Source organism: Shewanella gaetbuli (genome assembly GCF_023284065.1).
Taxonomy (GTDB): Bacteria; Pseudomonadota; Gammaproteobacteria; order Enterobacterales; family Shewanellaceae; genus Shewanella; species Shewanella gaetbuli.
In genome coordinates this window covers 77,164-94,835 of record NZ_JAKIKP010000009.1, presented here as the reverse complement: position 1 = coordinate 94,835, position 17,672 = coordinate 77,164, and the positions used below count along the sequence as shown (strand labels likewise).

Annotated in this window: 18 protein-coding genes; 16 read left to right on the top strand and 2 right to left on the bottom strand. The window is 43.1% G+C overall.

Going from position 1 to position 17,672, the window contains the following annotated elements:
• Positions 1–6: 6 nt before the first annotated feature.
• From L2672_RS12555 to L2672_RS12480, 16 genes are read left to right on the top strand one after another with little or no spacing between them, the layout of a single operon-like run.
• Positions 7–264, top strand: coding sequence for a phosphopantetheine-binding protein (locus L2672_RS12555; protein ID WP_248996200.1), 258 nt, complete (start codon positions 7–9; stop codon positions 262–264).
• A gap of 8 nt (positions 265–272) precedes the next feature.
• Positions 273–521, top strand: coding sequence for an acyl carrier protein (locus L2672_RS12550; protein ID WP_248996199.1), 249 nt, complete (start codon positions 273–275; stop codon positions 519–521).
• The gene (locus L2672_RS12545) at positions 521–1,072 is read left to right on the top strand and encodes a COG4648 family protein (protein WP_248996198.1); all 552 of its coding nucleotides are present in this window, start codon (positions 521–523) and stop codon (positions 1,070–1,072) included. The genes L2672_RS12550 and L2672_RS12545 overlap by 1 nt, the downstream gene beginning before the upstream one ends.
• Positions 1,065–2,435, top strand: coding sequence for an AMP-binding protein (locus L2672_RS12540; RefSeq protein ID WP_248996197.1), 1,371 nt, complete (start codon positions 1,065–1,067; stop codon positions 2,433–2,435). Before L2672_RS12545 ends, L2672_RS12540 begins: the two co-directional genes overlap by 8 nt.
• Positions 2,428–2,793 carry an ApeI family dehydratase gene (locus L2672_RS12535; RefSeq protein WP_248996196.1) on the top strand — a complete coding sequence of 122 codons (366 nt, stop codon included), beginning with the start codon at positions 2,428–2,430 and terminating at the stop codon, positions 2,791–2,793. Before L2672_RS12540 ends, L2672_RS12535 begins: the two co-directional genes overlap by 8 nt.
• Positions 2,794–2,796: 3 nt before the next feature.
• Positions 2,797–4,494 carry a glycosyltransferase family 2 protein gene (locus tag L2672_RS12530; protein ID WP_248996195.1) on the top strand — a complete coding sequence of 566 codons (1,698 nt, stop codon included), beginning with the start codon at positions 2,797–2,799 and terminating at the stop codon, positions 4,492–4,494.
• A gap of 4 nt (positions 4,495–4,498) precedes the next feature.
• Entirely contained in the window at positions 4,499–6,064 is a 1,566-nt protein-coding gene (locus L2672_RS12525; protein ID WP_248996194.1) for an HAL/PAL/TAL family ammonia-lyase, read from the top strand.
• On the top strand, positions 6,064–6,492 hold the full coding sequence (locus tag L2672_RS12520; protein ID WP_248996193.1) for an acyl-CoA thioesterase: 429 nt from the start codon (positions 6,064–6,066) through the stop codon (positions 6,490–6,492). The genes L2672_RS12525 and L2672_RS12520 overlap by 1 nt, the downstream gene beginning before the upstream one ends.
• Positions 6,485–7,345, top strand: coding sequence for an outer membrane lipoprotein carrier protein LolA (locus L2672_RS12515; protein WP_248996192.1), 861 nt, complete (start codon positions 6,485–6,487; stop codon positions 7,343–7,345). The genes L2672_RS12520 and L2672_RS12515 overlap by 8 nt, the downstream gene beginning before the upstream one ends.
• A gap of 2 nt (positions 7,346–7,347) precedes the next feature.
• A complete protein-coding gene (locus tag L2672_RS12510) occupies positions 7,348–9,747 on the top strand; it encodes an MMPL family transporter (RefSeq protein ID WP_248996191.1) in 2,400 nt (799 codons plus the stop codon).
• On the top strand, positions 9,740–11,002 hold the full coding sequence (locus tag L2672_RS12505; RefSeq protein WP_248996190.1) for an NAD(P)/FAD-dependent oxidoreductase: 1,263 nt from the start codon (positions 9,740–9,742) through the stop codon (positions 11,000–11,002). Before L2672_RS12510 ends, L2672_RS12505 begins: the two co-directional genes overlap by 8 nt.
• Before the next feature lie 26 nt (positions 11,003–11,028).
• Positions 11,029–11,664, top strand: a complete 636-nt coding sequence (locus L2672_RS12500; RefSeq protein WP_248996189.1) for a DUF3261 domain-containing protein — start codon at positions 11,029–11,031, stop codon at positions 11,662–11,664.
• A gap of 36 nt (positions 11,665–11,700) precedes the next feature.
• The gene (locus tag L2672_RS12495) at positions 11,701–12,903 is read left to right on the top strand and encodes a beta-ketoacyl-[acyl-carrier-protein] synthase family protein (RefSeq protein WP_248996188.1); all 1,203 of its coding nucleotides are present in this window, start codon (positions 11,701–11,703) and stop codon (positions 12,901–12,903) included.
• Positions 12,904–13,398 (top strand): hotdog family protein, encoded by a 495-nt coding sequence (locus L2672_RS12490; protein ID WP_248996187.1) that lies wholly within the window; start codon positions 12,904–12,906, stop codon positions 13,396–13,398.
• A gap of 18 nt (positions 13,399–13,416) precedes the next feature.
• Positions 13,417–14,142, top strand: coding sequence for a 3-ketoacyl-ACP reductase FabG2 (locus L2672_RS12485; protein WP_248996186.1), 726 nt, complete (start codon positions 13,417–13,419; stop codon positions 14,140–14,142).
• Positions 14,139–15,368 carry a beta-ketoacyl-ACP synthase gene (locus L2672_RS12480; protein ID WP_248996185.1) on the top strand — a complete coding sequence of 410 codons (1,230 nt, stop codon included), beginning with the start codon at positions 14,139–14,141 and terminating at the stop codon, positions 15,366–15,368. The genes L2672_RS12485 and L2672_RS12480 overlap by 4 nt, the downstream gene beginning before the upstream one ends.
• An 83-nt stretch (positions 15,369–15,451) precedes the next feature.
• Here the strand turns inward: L2672_RS12480 and L2672_RS12475 are convergent, their stop codons facing one another.
• Together L2672_RS12475 and L2672_RS12470 are read right to left on the bottom strand one after the other, a co-directional pair.
• Positions 15,452–16,954 carry a methyl-accepting chemotaxis protein gene (locus L2672_RS12475; protein WP_248996184.1) on the bottom strand — a complete coding sequence of 501 codons (1,503 nt, stop codon included), beginning with the start codon at positions 16,952–16,954 and terminating at the stop codon, positions 15,452–15,454.
• A gap of 18 nt (positions 16,955–16,972) precedes the next feature.
• Entirely contained in the window at positions 16,973–17,596 is a 624-nt protein-coding gene (locus tag L2672_RS12470; RefSeq protein WP_248996183.1) for an SCO family protein, read from the bottom strand.
• Positions 17,597–17,672 lie beyond the last annotated feature (76 nt).

The window sequence follows — 17,672 nt, the reverse complement described above, 5'->3', positions numbered from 1 at the left end:
ATGCAAATGACTAATTTAAATAACGAAATTAAACAACTCATCATTGATTGTTTAGATCTAGAAGATATCACCATTGAAGATATTGATACCGACGCAGCACTATTTGGTGAAGGCTTAGGCTTAGATTCAATTGACGCATTAGAACTAGGGCTTGCCATTAAAAAACAGTTTGATGTAAAAATTGAAGCTAATTCAGAAGCCACCAAAGCACACTTTTATAGTGTAGCCAGTCTAGCTAGCTTTATTGAGTCACAGCGAGTCTAGGAGTTGATATGCAAAGCCGTGAACAAATTTATGACATGCTATGTGACATTTTAGTCGACGAGTTTGAAGTTGAGCGAGAAGACATTAACTTAGAAGCCTCGTTATACCAAGAACTAGATTTAGATAGTATTGATGCGGTTGACCTTGTCATCAAGCTACAACAATTAACCGGTAAAAAAATTCAGCCTGACGAGTTTAAATCAGTCAGAACCGTTAATGATGTGGTTAATGCAATTGATGGATTAATGAAGCAATAATGAGAATGTTGCTGCAGGTCATCTCTACACTGGCAATTATGGGCTACCCCCTTGCCGTCTATTTTGGCCTGCAATACCTGCCTAACGGCGTGATTGCATTATTGTTATGTGGTTTGTTGATTACGCAGTTAACCTTGAATAAACAGCAAGTTAAATCAATGCTACTGCCTTTATTGGTGGGTATAGGGTTAACAGGGGCAAGCTTTGTTGCTAAACAGCATGATTGGCTATTATTTTACCCTGTTGTGATTAATATCAGTATGTTAGGGCTTTTTGTTCACTCGCTGATTTATGGCCCAAGCATGATAGAGCGACTGGCTAAATTAAAACAGCCTGACTTACCTGCAGAGGCCACGCCTTATTTAATTAAGGTCACTCAGTTATGGTGTGTACTCTTCATATTCAATGGCACAATTGCACTGTATACCGCGCTGGAAACAAGTATTGAAACATGGACACTTTATAACGGTCTTATCGCATATCTGCTGATTGGCTGTTTATTAGGTGGAGAGTGGTTATATCGCACTTTATGGTTGAAAAAACATGAATAATTTATTGCTAAACTGGCTACAAAATGGCCCCAATGACCACCAGCTAATCAGTTTTAATCATCATGATATTATGAACAGTGTGCGATTTAGCTCGCAGGTTGCCTATCTTCATCAGCAATTAACACAACAAGATGCAACACACTGGCTATTATCCGCTAAACGCAGTGACCTATTTGCCGCAGGCTTATGTGCGGGTTTATTAGCCGGAAAAACCATTATTTTGCCGCCTAACACTCAACCGGGTACCGTGGCTGAATTAAATCATCACTTTGATGCGGTAATCGCTGATGAACCCATAAGCGAAGTCAAAACCTATGTGCCGCTCACCAGTGATATCACTCCACCTCAAGCCAACTGGCCTAAAAGCCAACAACTTGGTGAGTTATTATTATTCACCTCTGGCAGCAGTGGTCAGCCTAAGTCCATTACCAAAACTGTTGCGCAATTAGATGCTGAAGTCAGCACCTTAGAAAGTACCTTTGCCGACCGCTTGCCCCATTGCTCCATTGTCTCCACCGTTTCGCATCAACATATTTATGGTTTATTGTTCAAAATATTATGGCCACTTGCCGCTGGACGGCCTTTTTTAAGTGAGCAAATTGAATACCCAGAAACCTTAAACTATTACTTAGCCATTATGCCAAACTTGTGCTTGGTGAGTAGCCCCGCACAGCTTTCTCGCTTGCCTGATGCGTTAGATAATCAATTGCAGCATCGTCACCCAAGTTTAATTTTCAGCTCTGGCGGGCCATTAAGTTTTAAAGCGGCGAATGATATCCAACAATGCTACAACCAACTGCCTATTGAAGTTTTTGGTAGTACAGAAACAGGCGGCATTGCCTACCGCAGACAGCGCACCGAGTCTCAACCTTGGCAGGTATTCGATGCGGTAAAAATCAAACAACAAGGCGAAGATGGTGCGCTATGTATCCAGTCTCCTTATTTACAAGATGACCAGCAATGGTACACCTGTGATGACAGTATAGAGCTACTTAGCGACACACAATTTAATCTACTCAACCGCCTTGACCGTATTGTCAAAATAGAAGAAAAACGCATTTCTATGGTGCAAATGGAGCAATTACTGCAATCGCATCCATTGGTAACGGATTCTGCAGTAACCTTGCTGTCTAAACCCAGACACATGCTAGGGGCTGCCATTTGCCTCAACCAAGAAGGCAAAGCCCTGCTAGAGCAACAAGGCAAGCTGTTCATTAATAACTTAATGAAGCAACATTTAATGACTCAGTTTGAGCGAGTAACCTTGCCTAGAAGGTGGCGTTACCCCGATACCATAGTACAAAATTCTGAAGGAAAACGTACCCAAGCTGACTTGGTGTCGTTATTTTACAAGCATGATTAAATCAGTATTACCGAAAATTATCAGCCAGCAGCAAGATGAAAAGAGCATCACTTGGAGGCTATTTATTGATGGTTCTCTACCCTTTTTTGCTGGCCACTTTCCTGAACAAGCCGTGTTACCCGGTGTTAGCCAATTAGATTGGGCTGTACAACTAGGGTGCCAAGCCTTTGGCTATAATCCCAGTGTGAAAAATGTTGAAGTATTGAAATTTCAGCAGCTTATTTTACCCAATACTTATGTTAATTTAACCATCAGCAATAATGTGGATAAAGCCAAAATCACCTTCCAATTTGCAGAAGAAGACCGTCGCTTTGCATCTGGTCGAATAGCATTTAATGCACCAGCGTTGAGTGATTAACCTATGAAAACAGCGCTGATCATTCCTAATTATAATCACCACTTAGAAATTGAAAATACTCTTAATGAGTTGGCACAATTTGATTTGCCTTGTTATCTCATTGACGATGGTAGCCAAGACGACACCCGATATGTGCTGCAAGCCATGGCCAAAAAGTTCAGCTGGGTGACGTTAATTCAGCACCCGTATAATCGTGGTAAAGGCGCAGCTGTGATGACAGGGCTGCGGGCAGCATATCAAGCAGGCTTTAGCCATGCGTTACAAGTCGACGCTGACGGCCAGCATAATTTGGCAGATATACCGCAAATGCTCAACACTGCCAAAGCCAATCCGCAGGCATTAGTGTCTGGCAAGCCGGTTTATGATGAATCCATTCCTAAAGGGCGACTTTATGGCCGCTACATTACTCATTTTTGGGTGTGGATTGAAACATTAAGCTTTGATATTCAAGACTCTATGTGTGGCTTTAGAGTGTATCCACTAAAGGCAACCGAGCAGTTATTTTTAAGCCAAAGTCTGGGCGAGCGCATGGACTTTGATATAGAAATTATGGTGAAACTGCATTGGCAGCGCACCCCGATTATTCATGTGCCAACTAAAGTCATTTACCCTGCCAATGGCATTAGCCACTTTCAAGGTTTACATGACAATGTGCGTATTAGCTGGATGCACACTAAGCTGTTTTTTGGCATGCTCAAGCGACTCCCCCAACGTTTTTTTAAACAAAATGAAGCCTTACATTGGTCGGCCATGCAAGAACGCGGCAATTATTGGGGGATAAAATTACTGGCTGAAAGTTATCGATTTGGTGGCCATTGGTTATGCCGCGCAATTATGTATCCGGTGATCGGCTATTTCTTTTTAACCGGTAGCGCCTCACGCCATGCTTCAATGGCATTTCTAGCTCAAGTCAAACAACAAAAACCGGAGCATCCAGAACTATCAACCAATTTAACTTGGCAAGACAGCCTTAAGCACTTTTTATCCTTTGGTAATGCGGCACTAGACCGTATTGATGCTTGGTGTGACCGTATCAAACTCAGTGAAGTCGACTTTGCCGACCGCCACCTATTAGCCGAACAAATTGCTACGGGCAAAGGTGCAGTATTATTGGTGTCTCATTTAGGTAATTTAGAGTTATGTCGAGCCATTTCTATTCACCAGAAGAAAGTCAAAGTGAATGTAATGGTACTTACCCAACACGCTGAAAACTTTAATAAAGTACTCAAGCAACTTAACCCTAAAAGTTCACTAAACCTTATTCAAGTTAACGAGCTAGACCCCAGCACTGCCATGCTATTACAACAAAAAGTACAGCAAGGTGAACTGGTGGTTATTGCCGCCGACAGAACCTCTTCAAACAGCCAAGGCCGAGTTGTTGAACTGCCCTTTTTAGGCAAGCCAGCGCCGTTTCCACAAGGGCCATTTATATTGGCAAGCTTATTAGATTGCCCGGTATTTACCATGTTTTGTATTCGCCAGCAGGGGCGCTACCAAGTGCATGTTCAGCCGTTAGCAAAAACCCTAAAAGGACCACGCAAAGGCCGCGATGAACGCTTACGCGACGCCATGACCCAATACAGTGAACGCCTCGCCTACTTTGCTGAGCTTGCACCATTACAATGGTTTAATTTTTATGATTTTTGGCGCGAAGACGATAACAGCTTACGCCAACCCGTTACCCAAAAGCAGGAACATTAAGTTAATGACACATTCAATTTCGCAGTCTGAAACCATTCAACTAGGCCATATTGATTTTACTCAAGGTCAATTGAACATTGAACAAGTTGTCGCCATAGCCAAAGGGGCGAAGGTCAAGCTCAATGACAGTGTTGAGTATCAGCAGTATATTGAAAAAGGTGCCCGCTTTATTGACAGCCTGCTTCACGAAGAAGGGGTGGTTTATGGGGTCACTACTGGGTACGGTGACTCTTGTACGGTTAATGTTAGCCTAGAATTAGTTCACGAACTCCCCCTGCATTTATCGCGTTTTCATGGCTGTGGTTTAGGTGACATATTAAGTCCACAACAAGCCAGGGCAGTGATGGCTTGTCGCTTAAACTCGCTGGCAGTGGGAAAGTCAGGCGTTAGCTATGCACTTTTACAACGCATTGAATGGTTATTAAATAATGATATCACCCCAATTATTCCCGAAGAAGGTTCGGTAGGTGCCAGCGGTGACTTAACGCCATTATCCTATCTTGCGGCAGTGCTGATTGGTGAGCGTGAAGTCATGTATCAAGGCCAAAGACGCCCAACAGCAGAAGTGTATCAAGCGTTAAATATCAGCCCATTAACCTTGCGCCCTAAAGAAGGGTTAGCATTAATGAATGGCACCGCGGTAATGACCGCTTTGGCTTGTTTAGCCTACGACCGCGCCCAATATTTAGCCCGCTTATCCAGCAGAATTACCGCAATGGCTTCACTGACCTTAAAAGGCAATTCTAATCACTTTGATGATATTTTATTTGCCGCAAAACCCCATCAAGGCCAAAACCAAATTGCCACTTGGATACGAGAAGATTTAAACCATCACACTCACCCAAGAAACTCAGACCGCCTACAAGACCGCTACTCTATTCGTTGTGCACCACATATTATTGGCGTACTGCAAGATGCATTACCCTTTATGCGTCAGTTTATTGAAACTGAATTAAACAGTGCTAACGACAACCCTATTGTTGATGGCGAAGGTGAACACATTCTTCATGGTGGACATTTTTACGGCGGCCATATTGCCTTTGTTATGGACTCAATGAAAAACACCATTGCCAATATTGCCGACTTAATTGATCGCCAAATGGCCTTAGTGATGGACACTAAATTTAACAATGGCTTACCGGCTAATTTGTCAGGTGCCCAAGGCGAGCGTCGCGCTATTAACCATGGTTTTAAAGCGGTACAAATTGGTGTATCTGCTTGGACAGCAGAGGCGCTAAAAAACACCATGCCTGCCAGCGTGTTTTCTCGCTCAACCGAGTGCCATAACCAAGACAAAGTGAGTATGGGCACCATTGCCGCACGTGACTGTATGCGTGTGCTACAGCTAACAGAGCAGGTTGCTGCCGCCGCGTTATTGGCCATGAGTCAAGGTATTCAGCTGCGGATTCAACAACAAGAACTGCTTGAAAGTAGCTTAACCCCGTCGTTAGCGAAAACCTTAGCGCAGGTAAATGAAGATTTTGAGTTTTTAGTGGAAGATCGCCCATTAGAGTCAATCCTGCGTCAAACGGTATCCAAAATTCAACAAGGTGAATGGGAGGTTTGTTAATGAAAGGCATATTAGCCATTGAAATGGACATGATTATCCCCTTTCACGATGTCGATTCAATGGGAATAACTTGGCACGGAAACTACCTAAGATACTTTGAAGTCGCGCGGTGCAAACTGCTTGATAAGCTGGGTTACAACTATCGTCAAATGCAAGCATCTGGCTATGCATGGCCAGTGGTTGATGCACAGATTAAATATGTCAAAACCAGCACTTTTGACCAACAAGTTACAGTAAAAGCAGCTATAGTCGAGTGGGAAAACCGCTTAAAAATCAATTATCAAATTATTGATACCGCAACAGGTGAACGGATCACCAAAGGCTATACTATTCAAGCGGCAGTAGATATGAAAACCCAAGAGCTATGTTTTGTTACCCCTGATGTTTTTCAACAAAAAATACAGCCATTATTGGCACAACATGAGTAAAAATATGATTGATGACTCGTCTTCAACCGCAGCAGCACCAAAGCTAAAGTCAACACCAAAGCCAAGCAAAAAAAGCCAGTTTGCTAAACCAATTAAGCAACTGATATTTATTTGTCAGTGGTTGGTATTGGGCGCTTTTTTATTAGTATTACTGAGCCAACTTAGCTCGGCTAACGCCAGTGAGACAGCTAAAAACGTCACAAAAGAGTCATTCGTCCAATTATACTCGGTATTTGACTATCCCGCCGAGCAACAGCAATTAGCTAGCTTGGTAGAAACAGTCTCGTTATCCAATCAACAAACTCAAGGTGACTTTAGCCAAACCCGTTATTTAGCCGTATTAAAAAGGCCACTAAACAGTGCTGGTTCATTTGCATTTAGCTCAACACAAGGCATGATTTGGCATCAAAGCAGCCCCTTTACCACAACGATGATCATGCAAGGGCAAAGGCTTATCACCCTTGACGCGAATAACCAAATTCAACAAACACTAACCGCAGCAAACTCAAATCCTATTGCCGCCAAAATTCCCCAGCTAATGCAGCAATTATTAACCGGTGAAATTAACGCCCTACAACAAAACTTCAGCTTATTTTACCAAGCGCCCACAGAGGCAAATATATGGACTCTTGGGCTAATGCCTAAAGATGAACCGCTACAGCAAGCGCTAGGTAAATTGGTGATTCAAGGTGATCATCAGCTAAAACGGATTGTTATTTTATCGCCACAAGCGCCACAAAATACCACTGGGGATATCACCGACATTATATTTAACAACGTCGACCATGGCGCATTTTCTCCGCAAAACCTCAATTGGTTTAAGCTGGCATCCGAAGAACAAACGGTTAAATAATTATGCAGCGCATTGGCCAGCTTTTATTAACAATTAGCGCTAAATGGAGATTTGTTATTTGGCTAACCTTAATAACTTGTGTTGTCGGTTATGGGGTAAATTTATGGCAATCTGGGGCAAAAATTCAAAGCAACATATTGGCGATGTTGCCACATATTCAACAAGACTCAATAACCCACAGTGCACTAACTCAAGTTGAACAACGGTTAGAAAACCAAGTTTATTTAGCCGTTGTCAGTGCAGATAAATCCCTTGCCATTAACAGTGCAAAATCCATTATGGCGAGCCTAAAACAAGACCCTAACGAGGCATTTATTGACATCTCCAGCGCCGATGACACCAATATAAATGATCTAGGTAAGTGGTATTTTGAACATCGATTCCAATTACTGACCCCACAACAAGAACAGGCATTAAGCAGCAATAACCTTGAACAATTACTAAACCAAGCTCAACATCAGCTGTACAGCGCATTCGGGTTTGCTAATAGCCAATTGATCACTCAAGACCCATTGTTATTATTTCCAGCAAACTTACAGGCATTAAGCGCTCATTCGTCATTAACCCAAGAACAAGGCATATTACTCAATCAGCAACATGATGAGTACGCGGCGATTATTATGGCTAAAGGACAACAAAGTGCCTTTAACCCCAATGCCCAACAAGCACAGCTTAATGCGCTGCAAACAGCTTTAGCAACCGTGCAATCGCCACAGGTCAATATATTAAAAGCGGGTGCGCTATTTCATGCTAAAGCAGCCACTGACTCAGCTAAATTTGAAATTAGTTTCATCGGAAGCCTATCACTTATTGGTGTGGTGTTATTAGTGTGGATTAGCTTCAGAACACTCATGCCACTTAGCTTGGTATTTATAACCTTATCCAGTGGTTTTTTGTTTGCCTTAGTGGCAACGTTAAGCCTTTTTCAGCAGCTTCATTTATTAACGCTGGTGTTTGGAACCAGCTTAATTGGCATCGCAATAGATTACAGTTTTCACTTTTACTGTGAAAAACTCCACCAGCCTAATCGCAACGCAACTGAGGTTATTCAATCAATTTTACCGGCAATGACACTGGCATTAGGCAGCAGTTCATTGGCGTTTATTGGCATTGGCTTTACGCCATTTCCGGGTATGCAACAGGTTGCGGTATTTTGTGCTGCGGGCTTAGTCGGCGCTTACCTCACCATAATATTAGCCTACCCATTATTAGCCAACCGCTCTTTAACCCAAACGGCCACACTTAAGTGGACACAACAATACTTACATGCCTTGCAGCGTATTGCGCATACACCCCGTTTTACCTTTGTTAGCGTAGGCGTTATTGCAGTGTTCATTATTGTTGGCGTTAGCTTAAGCACTTCTAATGACGATATTCGCAATTTGCAGCAGAGCCCTGAACACATTACTCAACAAGAAACCCAAGTAAGACAATGGCTGAGCGGCGGAGCTGATAATCAATTTATTTTAGTCAGTGCTTCATCTGAAGCGGCTGTTTTACAAGGCTTGCACCAGCTACAAGCCACGCTAGATCAAGCCGTTGAACAACAGTATATTCAACAATATTTTAGTGTGGCGAACATGCTGCCAACTATTGCACAACAGCAGCGTAATTATCAGCTTCAAGAGCAAATATATCAGCAGCAACTGCCTGATATATTTGAGCAACTGGGAATAGCTGATAACGACAGCGCCTTAAGTAGTGAACTAAAAAGCCATTACCAAGCAGCACAAAACCACTATTTAACCGTCAGCGACTTACTGGCTTTAGGTGGCAACAACCTCAACAGTGTGTGGGTTCAAGCCGATAATGCGGCGACAAATAAGGGACAGCAAGGTGCCATTGTGCTGCTCACGGGCATTAACAATCTTGAAGCCCTCAAACAACAAATAGCCCAAACAGAATTAGCCAATGCAAATGTGCAGGTGGTTGATAAAGTTGGTGATATTTCACAATTAATGGGGCACTATCGACACATAATGTTGGCCTTATTAGCCGGTGTATTAGTGGTGGCGGGGGTTATTTTTAGCATGACCTATCCGTTAAAAGTCGCCTTAGCGGTAGTGGGAATTCCCGCGTTGGCCATTTTGCTTACTATCAGCAGTTTAGGGTTATTAGGCTCACCATTAAGTTTATTCCACGCGTTAGCGCTTATCTTAGTATTAGGCATAGGGCTAGACTACAGTGTATTTTTTGCAGCAGCCAAGCAAGCTAGTAACGGGGTGATGATGGCAGTGCTAATGTCAGCTTGTTCAACCCTATTGGCTTTTGGTTTATTAGCGTTTAGCCAAACTAATGCGATTCACTTTTTTGGTTTAACACTGTTGCTTGGTATTGGCTTCACATTTTTACTGGCGCCGTTTATGACTTTAATCACAAGGAAACAACCTCATCATGTCTAGCCACTCGCTTTCCACCTTTAGTAATATGGATGTTGACGTTGCCATTATTGGTGCAGGGCCATCAGGAGCCATTGCAGCAAGCTTATTACATCAACAAGGTAAACGTGTTGTGGTACTAGAAAAACAGCACTTTCCACGCTTTTCCATTGGTGAAAGCTTACTGCCCTGCGCCATGCAATTTATTGAGCAAGCAGGTATGTTAGATGCCGTAGAAAAAGCCGGTTTTCAATTCAAAAATGGCGCGGCTTTTCGTTATCAAAATAACTACACCACCTTCGACTTTACCGACAAATTTACCCCAGGCCCTGGCACAACCTTTCAAGTACAGCGTGGTGAGTTTGACAAGATATTAGCTGACACAGCCGCAAAGCAAGGAGTTGAAATTCATTACGGCCATACAGTTGATCACATTGATTTAACCCATGAACCTGTTATCAGCGTTAGCACCGAAGATGCTCAGCAATATCAAATTAATGCCAAGTTTATTTTAGATGCTAGCGGGTTTGGTAGAGTGTTACCCCGCTTACTTGATCTTGAAATTCCGTCCAACTTGCCTCCACGCAGCGCTATTTTTACCCATATTGAAGACAACATCAGTGACAGCACTTTTGACCGCAATAAAATTTTAATCAGTGTGCATCCGCAGCATAAAGACATTTGGTATTGGCTCATTCCATTTAGCAATAATCGTTGCTCTATAGGCGTAGTGGCTGAGCCACATTTATTGGCTAGATTACAGGGCACTCTTGAGCAGCAGCTCATGACCATAGTAAATGAAGAACCCGGACTTAACCGCTTATTGTCTGATGCCAAAGTGGTACAAGAATGTGCCACTTTAAAAGGCTATTCAGCTAATGTCAGCACGTTAGCCACCGATAAATTTGCTTTACTTGGCAATGCGGGGGAATTTTTAGATCCAGTGTTTTCTTCTGGTGTCACCATTGCCATGCAGTCGGCGTCGATGGCGGCAGCAACCTTACTAAAGCAACTAGATGGTCAACACGTTAACTGGCAAGAAGAGTATGCTGCACCACTAATGAAAGGGGTGAATACCTTCAGAACCTATGTACAAGCTTGGTATGATGGCCGTTTTCAGGATGTGATTTTTTATCAACAAGCTAATCCTGCTATTAAGCAAATGATCTGCTCAATCTTGGCCGGTTATGCATGGGACACCAATAACCCATTTGTGGCAGAGTCTGAGCGGCGATTAAACACCGTTGTAGCATTATGCCAAGACAACGACCCAGTTTAAGCTCAGTAAAACGAGAAGTATTATCAATGACAAAGTCCATTACAGTGCAAGCCAATACATTACCAACGCTACCCGCTCGCACATTAAGCTTGCTCGCGTGTTGGCTACTTGTCACTGTGGTGATGGTCAGTTTAAGTGGTTGTAGCCAGCAGTTACAACGGCAAACCTGTGTCACACTTGCCAGCAATCTCGACTATTGTTTAGCGCCTATAAGCCAAGCCATAACCGCTGATGCCTACAGCCAAACCGTTGAGTTTACCCATGATGAAAAATCCCATCAATTACTCACAGAGCTGCAAATTGATCACCAGACTATGACCTTAGTGGGCTTAGCCCCATTAGGGCAGCCGCTGTTCACCATTGTTTACGATGGAGACACAATTTTAAGCCAACAAAGCAGCTTACTTGGAGAGCAATTTAAGGCAGAGTATTTAATGGCGATGCTGCAATTGGCTTATTGGCCACTTGAGGAAGTTAATCAATCCCTTTCAAACGGCCAATATCGCCAAGTACCATGCGAATATGCCTTATGTCGGCAACTAATTGACAACAACCAACGAGTCATTGAAGTCAATTACAGCAAACAAGATCCACTCATGGCCGACATTGAAATGAATATTAACCAAGCTAATGTGCATATAAAGATTCAACGGTTACAATAAGTCAGCCAGCCCTATGGATAAACTAAAGCAGACATCATGACAGCAATTGCAATTACACAAATAGGATTGTGTACCCCGCTGGGTAATAGTCCTGAGTCCGTATTAACAAGATTATTAAATGGCGACAGTTCAGCTATGCAATGGCGTGATGATTTATTATTTTCCCAGTCATGTTTAGTTGGCGTGGTTGAAGATGATCAATTGCTAGCTGTGCCGCCACACATGCACCATTTTGCTTGTAGAAATAATCAATTATTACATACTGCAGCGATGCAAATTGAGCAGGCTGTAGTACAAGCCAAACAACAATATGGCCGCAGTCGCATTGGCGTAGTATTGGGCTCTAGCACCTCTGGCATTTCCAAAGGTGAAGCTGCGCTTAAATACCGCGCTGAACATGACGTATTTCCAGACAGTTACCACTACTCTCAGCAAGAATTAGGCAGCACCAGCTTATATCTACAAAAGATATTCGACATAGACGGCCCTTGTTACACTATTTCGACCGCCTGCTCGTCAAGTGCCAAAGTATTTGCCGCCGCCAAACGACTGTTAAACAGCCAACTTTGTGACATGGTTATTGTTGGAGGCGTGGATAGTTTATGCCAACTTACCTTAAATGGGTTTAACGCATTAGAGTCGGTGTCTAAAGGGCAATGCAACCCCTTCAGCCAAAACCGTGATGGCATTAATATTGGTGAAGGTGCGGTATTATTTACCCTTGAAAGAGGCCAAAGCGAAGTGATGTTGGCTGGGGTTGGCGAGTCTGCCGATGCCCATCATATCTCAGCCCCTCACCCAGACGGACAGGGTGCAATTGATGCAATGAACCAAGCACTTGATGATGCTAACATTCAAAGCACAGACATTGACTACATTAACTTACATGGTACAGCCACCCCAAAAAATGATGCTATGGAGTCCCGCGCTGTACAGGCCGTGTTTGCCGAAAATATTCCGCCATGTAGTTCAACAAAACCTTTAGTCGGCCACTTGTTAGGTGCCGCTGGGGCAATAGAAGCCGCATTTTGCTATTTAATCCTCAGTGATTTAAACCCACAAAATAAGCTGCCACCACAAGTATGGGACAAACAAGCCGACCCGAATGATCCGTCGCTGCCGCTGATTGAACCTAACCAATGCAAACAAATGTTACATTATGCCATGAGCAACTCGTTTGCTTTTGGCGGTAGTAATGCCAGTATAATTTTTATGAAACAACATCAAGGACTTGTGTAAATGACAAATCCGTTAACGGCTAGCTCGGTGCTATTAGCAAACCCTATTGAAACCTTTATACCGCACCGTGCCCCGATGATTTTAATCGACAACATTGTCAGTCACCAAGTCGACAGCCTTGTGACTCAAACTCACATTACCACTAACAGCGCTTACTTTGACAAGCAAAGCCAAGGGGTAGCCAATTATGTGGGTATTGAATACATGGCTCAAAGTATCGCCGCGTTAGCGGGGGTTGAAGCAACAATGAAGTCTGAGCCCATTAAGGTGGGTTTTTTATTAGGCACGCGTAAACTGGTTATGCATCATAGTCATTTTCAATTAGGTAAAACCTATCAAACCCATGTCGCCCGTTTATATCAGGAAGACTCTGGTCTTGCGGTATTTGATTGCCAAATTAACCTTGATGACACACTTATTGCTCAGGCCAATGTGAATGTGTTTCAACCCAGTGATACCCAAGCCTATATCAATGATGCTAACCCAAACACTTAAACAAAACGGAGTATGTTTGTGAACAAAAGAGTTTTAGTCACAGGTTCAAGCCGGGGTATTGGCAAAGCCATTGCCGTTAAGTTAGCCGCGAGTGGCTATGATATTGCCATGCACTATCACAGTAATGTAGACGCCGCCAACAACACCAAGGCTGAACTCAGCGCATTGGGTTGCACTGTGAGCATGTTGCAATTTGATGTGGCCGACCGCGCACAAGTTAAACTCGCCATTGAGCAAGATATTGCCGAAAACGGTGCCTATTATGGTGTAATTCTTAACGCAGGCATTAATAGAGATACCGCTTTCCCTGCCATGACAGAACAAGAATGGGATAGCGTTATTCATACCAATTTAGACGGATTTTACAACGTTATTCACCCGACCGTTATGCCAATGGTACAAAGCCGCAAAGGCGGCAGAATTATCACCCTCGCCTCTGTTTCTGGTATTGCAGGCAACCGAGGTCAAGTGAACTACAGCGCATCCAAAGCAGGTATTATTGGAGCGACTAAAGCTTTATCTCTTGAGTTAGCAAAACGCAAAATCACCGTTAACTGCATTGCGCCTGGGTTAATCGAAACCGACATGGTGGCAGATATTCCAACAGAAATGGTTAACCAAATGGTGCCGATGAAGCGCATGGGTAAACCCAATGAGATTGCTGGCTTAGCACACTTTTTATTATCTGAAGATGCAGCGTATATTACTCGTCAAGTTATTTCAGTGAATGGAGGTATGGTATGACCCGTCGCGTGGTAGTCACTGGCATTGGTGGCATCAGTGCCTTAGGTCATGACTGGGCAGCCATTAAACACCGTTTACTGGCGCAAAAAAATTGTGTAGTCAACATGCCTGAGTGGGATAGATACCCAGAACTCAATACTCGTTTAGCCGCCCCAGTTACCGATTTTGTTATCCCTAGCCACTATTCGAGAAAAAAAATCCGCTCAATGGGCCGCGTATCATTAATGGCTACCCGAGCCAGTGAGCTTGCCTTAGAAGATGCACAGCTTTTAGAGCACCCAGTATTAACCTCTGGAGAAACCGGTGTTGCTTATGGCTCATCTACTGGTAGTACCGACCCCATTGTTGGGTTTGGCGACATGCTTAAAACCGGTACCATGTCAGGCTTAACTGCCACCAGCTATATTCGTATGATGGCGCATACCACCGCGGTTAATATTGGGGTATTTTTTGGTTTAAAAGGCCGTATTCATACTACTAGTAGCGCGTGTACTTCAGCCAGCCAAGGCATTGGTTACGCCTATGAAGCCATCAAATATGGCAAACAGACAGTCATGTTAGCGGGCGGCGGTGAAGAGCTATGCCCTACTGAAGCTGTGGTATTTGATACCTTATTTGCCACCAGCACCCAAAATGAAACTCCACAATTAACTCCGCGACCGTTTGATAAAAACCGTGATGGTTTAGTGATTGGTGAAGGCGCTTGCACCTTGATTCTAGAAGAGCTAGAACACGCGCAAGCCCGTGGCGCACATATTTATGCTGAACTGATTGGTTTTGGCACCAATTCAGACGGCCTTCATGTGACTCAGCCTAATGCGCAAACCATGGAAATTGCCATTCGTCAGGCGTTAAAAGATGCCAATGTTGATGCGACAGACATAGGTTATGTTAATGCACACGGTACAGCCACTGATCGCGGTGACATTGCCGAAACAACTGCTACCCATGCGGTTTTTGGCCCTAGCATGCCCATTTCATCTTTGAAAAGTTATACCGGACATACCCTAGGGGCTTGTGGCGCGTTAGAGGCGTGGGCAAGTATTCAAATGATGAATGAAAACTGGTTTGCCCCAACGTTAAACCTGCATGATATTGACCCCGAATGTGGTCAACTTGATTATATTAAAGATGACATTCGCCACCTTGAAACCGACTATGTTATGAGCAATAACTTTGCCTTTGGTGGCATTAATACCTCGCTTATTTTTAAACGCTGGCATTAAGTATTACCACCAATCACAAGGTGATTTAATGCCATAAAAAAACCGTCAACAGATGGTTTTTTTATGGCTAAATTCAAACAAGATTAAACAACATAAACCGCCGCTTTTTGTTGATACTCTTGGGTAATTTGCTTCATGTCTTCCACCCCATGAGAAAGCTTGGTAATTTGCTCAGACAATAATGTCACAGTATTAATATTATCGCTGATTTGTTCACCAATTTGATTTAGCTGTCCTTCTTGGTGTTGAGTTTCTTCCGCCATCTGGTGACTTAAACTGGCGACTTGCTCAATTTGATTTGCCCGCTCAGCTAACCCAGAAGCAATAGTATTGGTATGCGAGACATTTTCTGATGTACGCTGCTTACCTTCATCCATTGACTCAACCGTTTTAAGCATACTGCTATTTAATCGGCTCAGAACCGTTTCAATTTCATCAGTAGACTGGCTAGTACGTTGGGCTAATGCTCTTACTTCATCGGCAACCACCGCAAAACCTCGACCACTTTCGCCAGCCCTAGCCGCTTCAATTGCCGCATTAAGTGCCAATAAGTTTGTTTGCTCTGAAATACTGCGAATTGCCTGCAATAAGGTGGTAATAGCGCTAACATCTTTAGTTAACTCAGTTAGCGAGCCTGTCACCTCGGTAGTATTAGTTTCAAGTAACTTCATGTCATTCATAATAGACAGCGCACTTTGTCTATCTTGCACACTGGACGATGCTGCTGTTTGAGCTTGTGTGGCAGACTGCTGGCTATTTGCCGTCACTTGAATAAAGTTTTGAATCACATTATGGGCGGTTTGCGATATAGACTGAGCTTGATTTTGCTGATGCTCCATCGCCTCTTGAGTCAGCTCACTTAAGTTAAGCAGTTGTTCCGATGTTTGCGTCATCCTTTTTGCAATATCACGATAGTCAGTAAACAACTGACTTAACTCATCTAACATAGTGTTAAATGCCGTTTCAGCTTCGGTGTCAGCTGAAGATAACCGAATTGATAAATCTTTCTCTCTAGAGATATGTTGAATAGCATTGGCAATGCGTAAATTGGCTGAAGAATCTGCCCGCATAAAGAGAGAGATTCTAATCAAAATAATGGTTTCTGCTGCGGCAAAGAGTGCATGAACTAACATGATGCCCCAAGTACATTCACCGGCAAAAATCATGATGGGAGTGTCAAACATCATCCCATTGGATAATTGAATATAAGTGAATAAAACATGGTGTACAGCAACGGTTAATAACGAGGCCAATAATGGCTGCCAACGCTGATAAATCAGCAGAATAGCCATTGAAGCAAAGATATGAAAATGCATTTCAATCATGCCCATTTGGCTTTGGATAAGCATAGCTGACACCGTCATCATAATGACTGCCGCCACAATACCAAATAAGGGTGTGCCTTTAAGTAAGCTATAAGCCGCTTGAGCCAATATAGCAATGACTACCGCCGCTACAATTGAAAACGTTAGCATTTGTGCGCCAACAAAGCCGCTTAATAACAATAAAGGTGATTGCAGCAATAATATGCGATAAACGTAACCGTCATTTTTAAGCAGTATGTGGGTGTTTTTGGGAATGGTCATACTCGTTATACCTTAGCATTAGCTCGCTTTTATGATTTGTTGAAGGTCGGCTAACATCTTGTCGGTCGATAGCTGTTTTGACGTGTACATACGACTAATACTTCCCTGTGGGTCAATTAAATATAGATTGCCTACATGATTTTGGATAGGTGAATGTGCTTGAATATTTTCAGATAAGTATTGTGATAGGGCTAATAAGACCTGTGCAGTTAATGCAGCACTAAAAAAACGCTCTGATTGATCATCTATTACTTGCTGCCTCACGGCAGGGGTATCGTTATCAGGGTCGATGGTAATGAACATGAATTTTATTGGCAGATTTCGCAATTTTGCAGAATTGTCGATTTTACTTTCTAGTTCTCGAAGTTGGTTGATTCTAATCGGGCAAATTTCAGAACAAGATAAAAACCCCATAAAAAGGTAAGTATAACTTGGCTCATCAAGAGGAAACGTTTGTTGTTGTGAGTCAACATCTTGCCAATTAAATGCTAACGCCGACAAATGCGCACCATCAATACCGTAGCTCATTGGGCTACCCCGCTCGACACTCAACATATATTGGCTCGCCAACATCACCGCGGGAACACTCACTATTGCGGTGACAATAATGATTACGGCCCACCAAATTTGCTTACTACCCATATACGACCTAATTATGACGATTTCTGCAGTATAATTAAGTGTACATTAACATCCATCACTTGCGAGGAGTGAACAT

Excerpts from the sequence above, each read along its gene's own strand:
- L2672_RS12555 (WP_248996200.1), top strand. The coding sequence starts at position 7 with ATGACTAATTTAAATAACGAAATTAAACAACTCATCATTGATTGTTTA.
- L2672_RS12480 (WP_248996185.1), top strand. The coding sequence starts at position 14,139 with ATGACCCGTCGCGTGGTAGTCACTGGCATTGGTGGCATCAGTGCCTTA.
- L2672_RS12540 (WP_248996197.1), top strand. The coding sequence starts at position 1,065 with ATGAATAATTTATTGCTAAACTGGCTACAAAATGGCCCCAATGACCAC.
- L2672_RS12515 (WP_248996192.1), top strand. The coding sequence starts at position 6,485 with ATGAGTAAAAATATGATTGATGACTCGTCTTCAACCGCAGCAGCACCA.
- L2672_RS12535 (WP_248996196.1), top strand. The coding sequence starts at position 2,428 with ATGATTAAATCAGTATTACCGAAAATTATCAGCCAGCAGCAAGATGAA.
- L2672_RS12550 (WP_248996199.1), top strand. The coding sequence starts at position 273 with ATGCAAAGCCGTGAACAAATTTATGACATGCTATGTGACATTTTAGTC.
- L2672_RS12505 (WP_248996190.1), top strand. The coding sequence starts at position 9,740 with ATGTCTAGCCACTCGCTTTCCACCTTTAGTAATATGGATGTTGACGTT.
- L2672_RS12500 (WP_248996189.1), top strand. The coding sequence starts at position 11,029 with ATGACAAAGTCCATTACAGTGCAAGCCAATACATTACCAACGCTACCC.
- L2672_RS12545 (WP_248996198.1), top strand. The coding sequence starts at position 521 with ATGAGAATGTTGCTGCAGGTCATCTCTACACTGGCAATTATGGGCTAC.
- L2672_RS12520 (WP_248996193.1), top strand. The coding sequence starts at position 6,064 with ATGAAAGGCATATTAGCCATTGAAATGGACATGATTATCCCCTTTCAC.
- L2672_RS12510 (WP_248996191.1), top strand. The coding sequence starts at position 7,348 with ATGCAGCGCATTGGCCAGCTTTTATTAACAATTAGCGCTAAATGGAGA.
- L2672_RS12490 (WP_248996187.1), top strand. The coding sequence starts at position 12,904 with ATGACAAATCCGTTAACGGCTAGCTCGGTGCTATTAGCAAACCCTATT.
- L2672_RS12470 (WP_248996183.1), bottom strand. The coding sequence starts at position 17,596 with ATGGGTAGTAAGCAAATTTGGTGGGCCGTAATCATTATTGTCACCGCA.
- L2672_RS12525 (WP_248996194.1), top strand. The coding sequence starts at position 4,499 with ATGACACATTCAATTTCGCAGTCTGAAACCATTCAACTAGGCCATATT.
- L2672_RS12495 (WP_248996188.1), top strand. The coding sequence starts at position 11,701 with ATGACAGCAATTGCAATTACACAAATAGGATTGTGTACCCCGCTGGGT.
- L2672_RS12475 (WP_248996184.1), bottom strand. The coding sequence starts at position 16,954 with ATGACCATTCCCAAAAACACCCACATACTGCTTAAAAATGACGGTTAC.
- L2672_RS12530 (WP_248996195.1), top strand. The coding sequence starts at position 2,797 with ATGAAAACAGCGCTGATCATTCCTAATTATAATCACCACTTAGAAATT.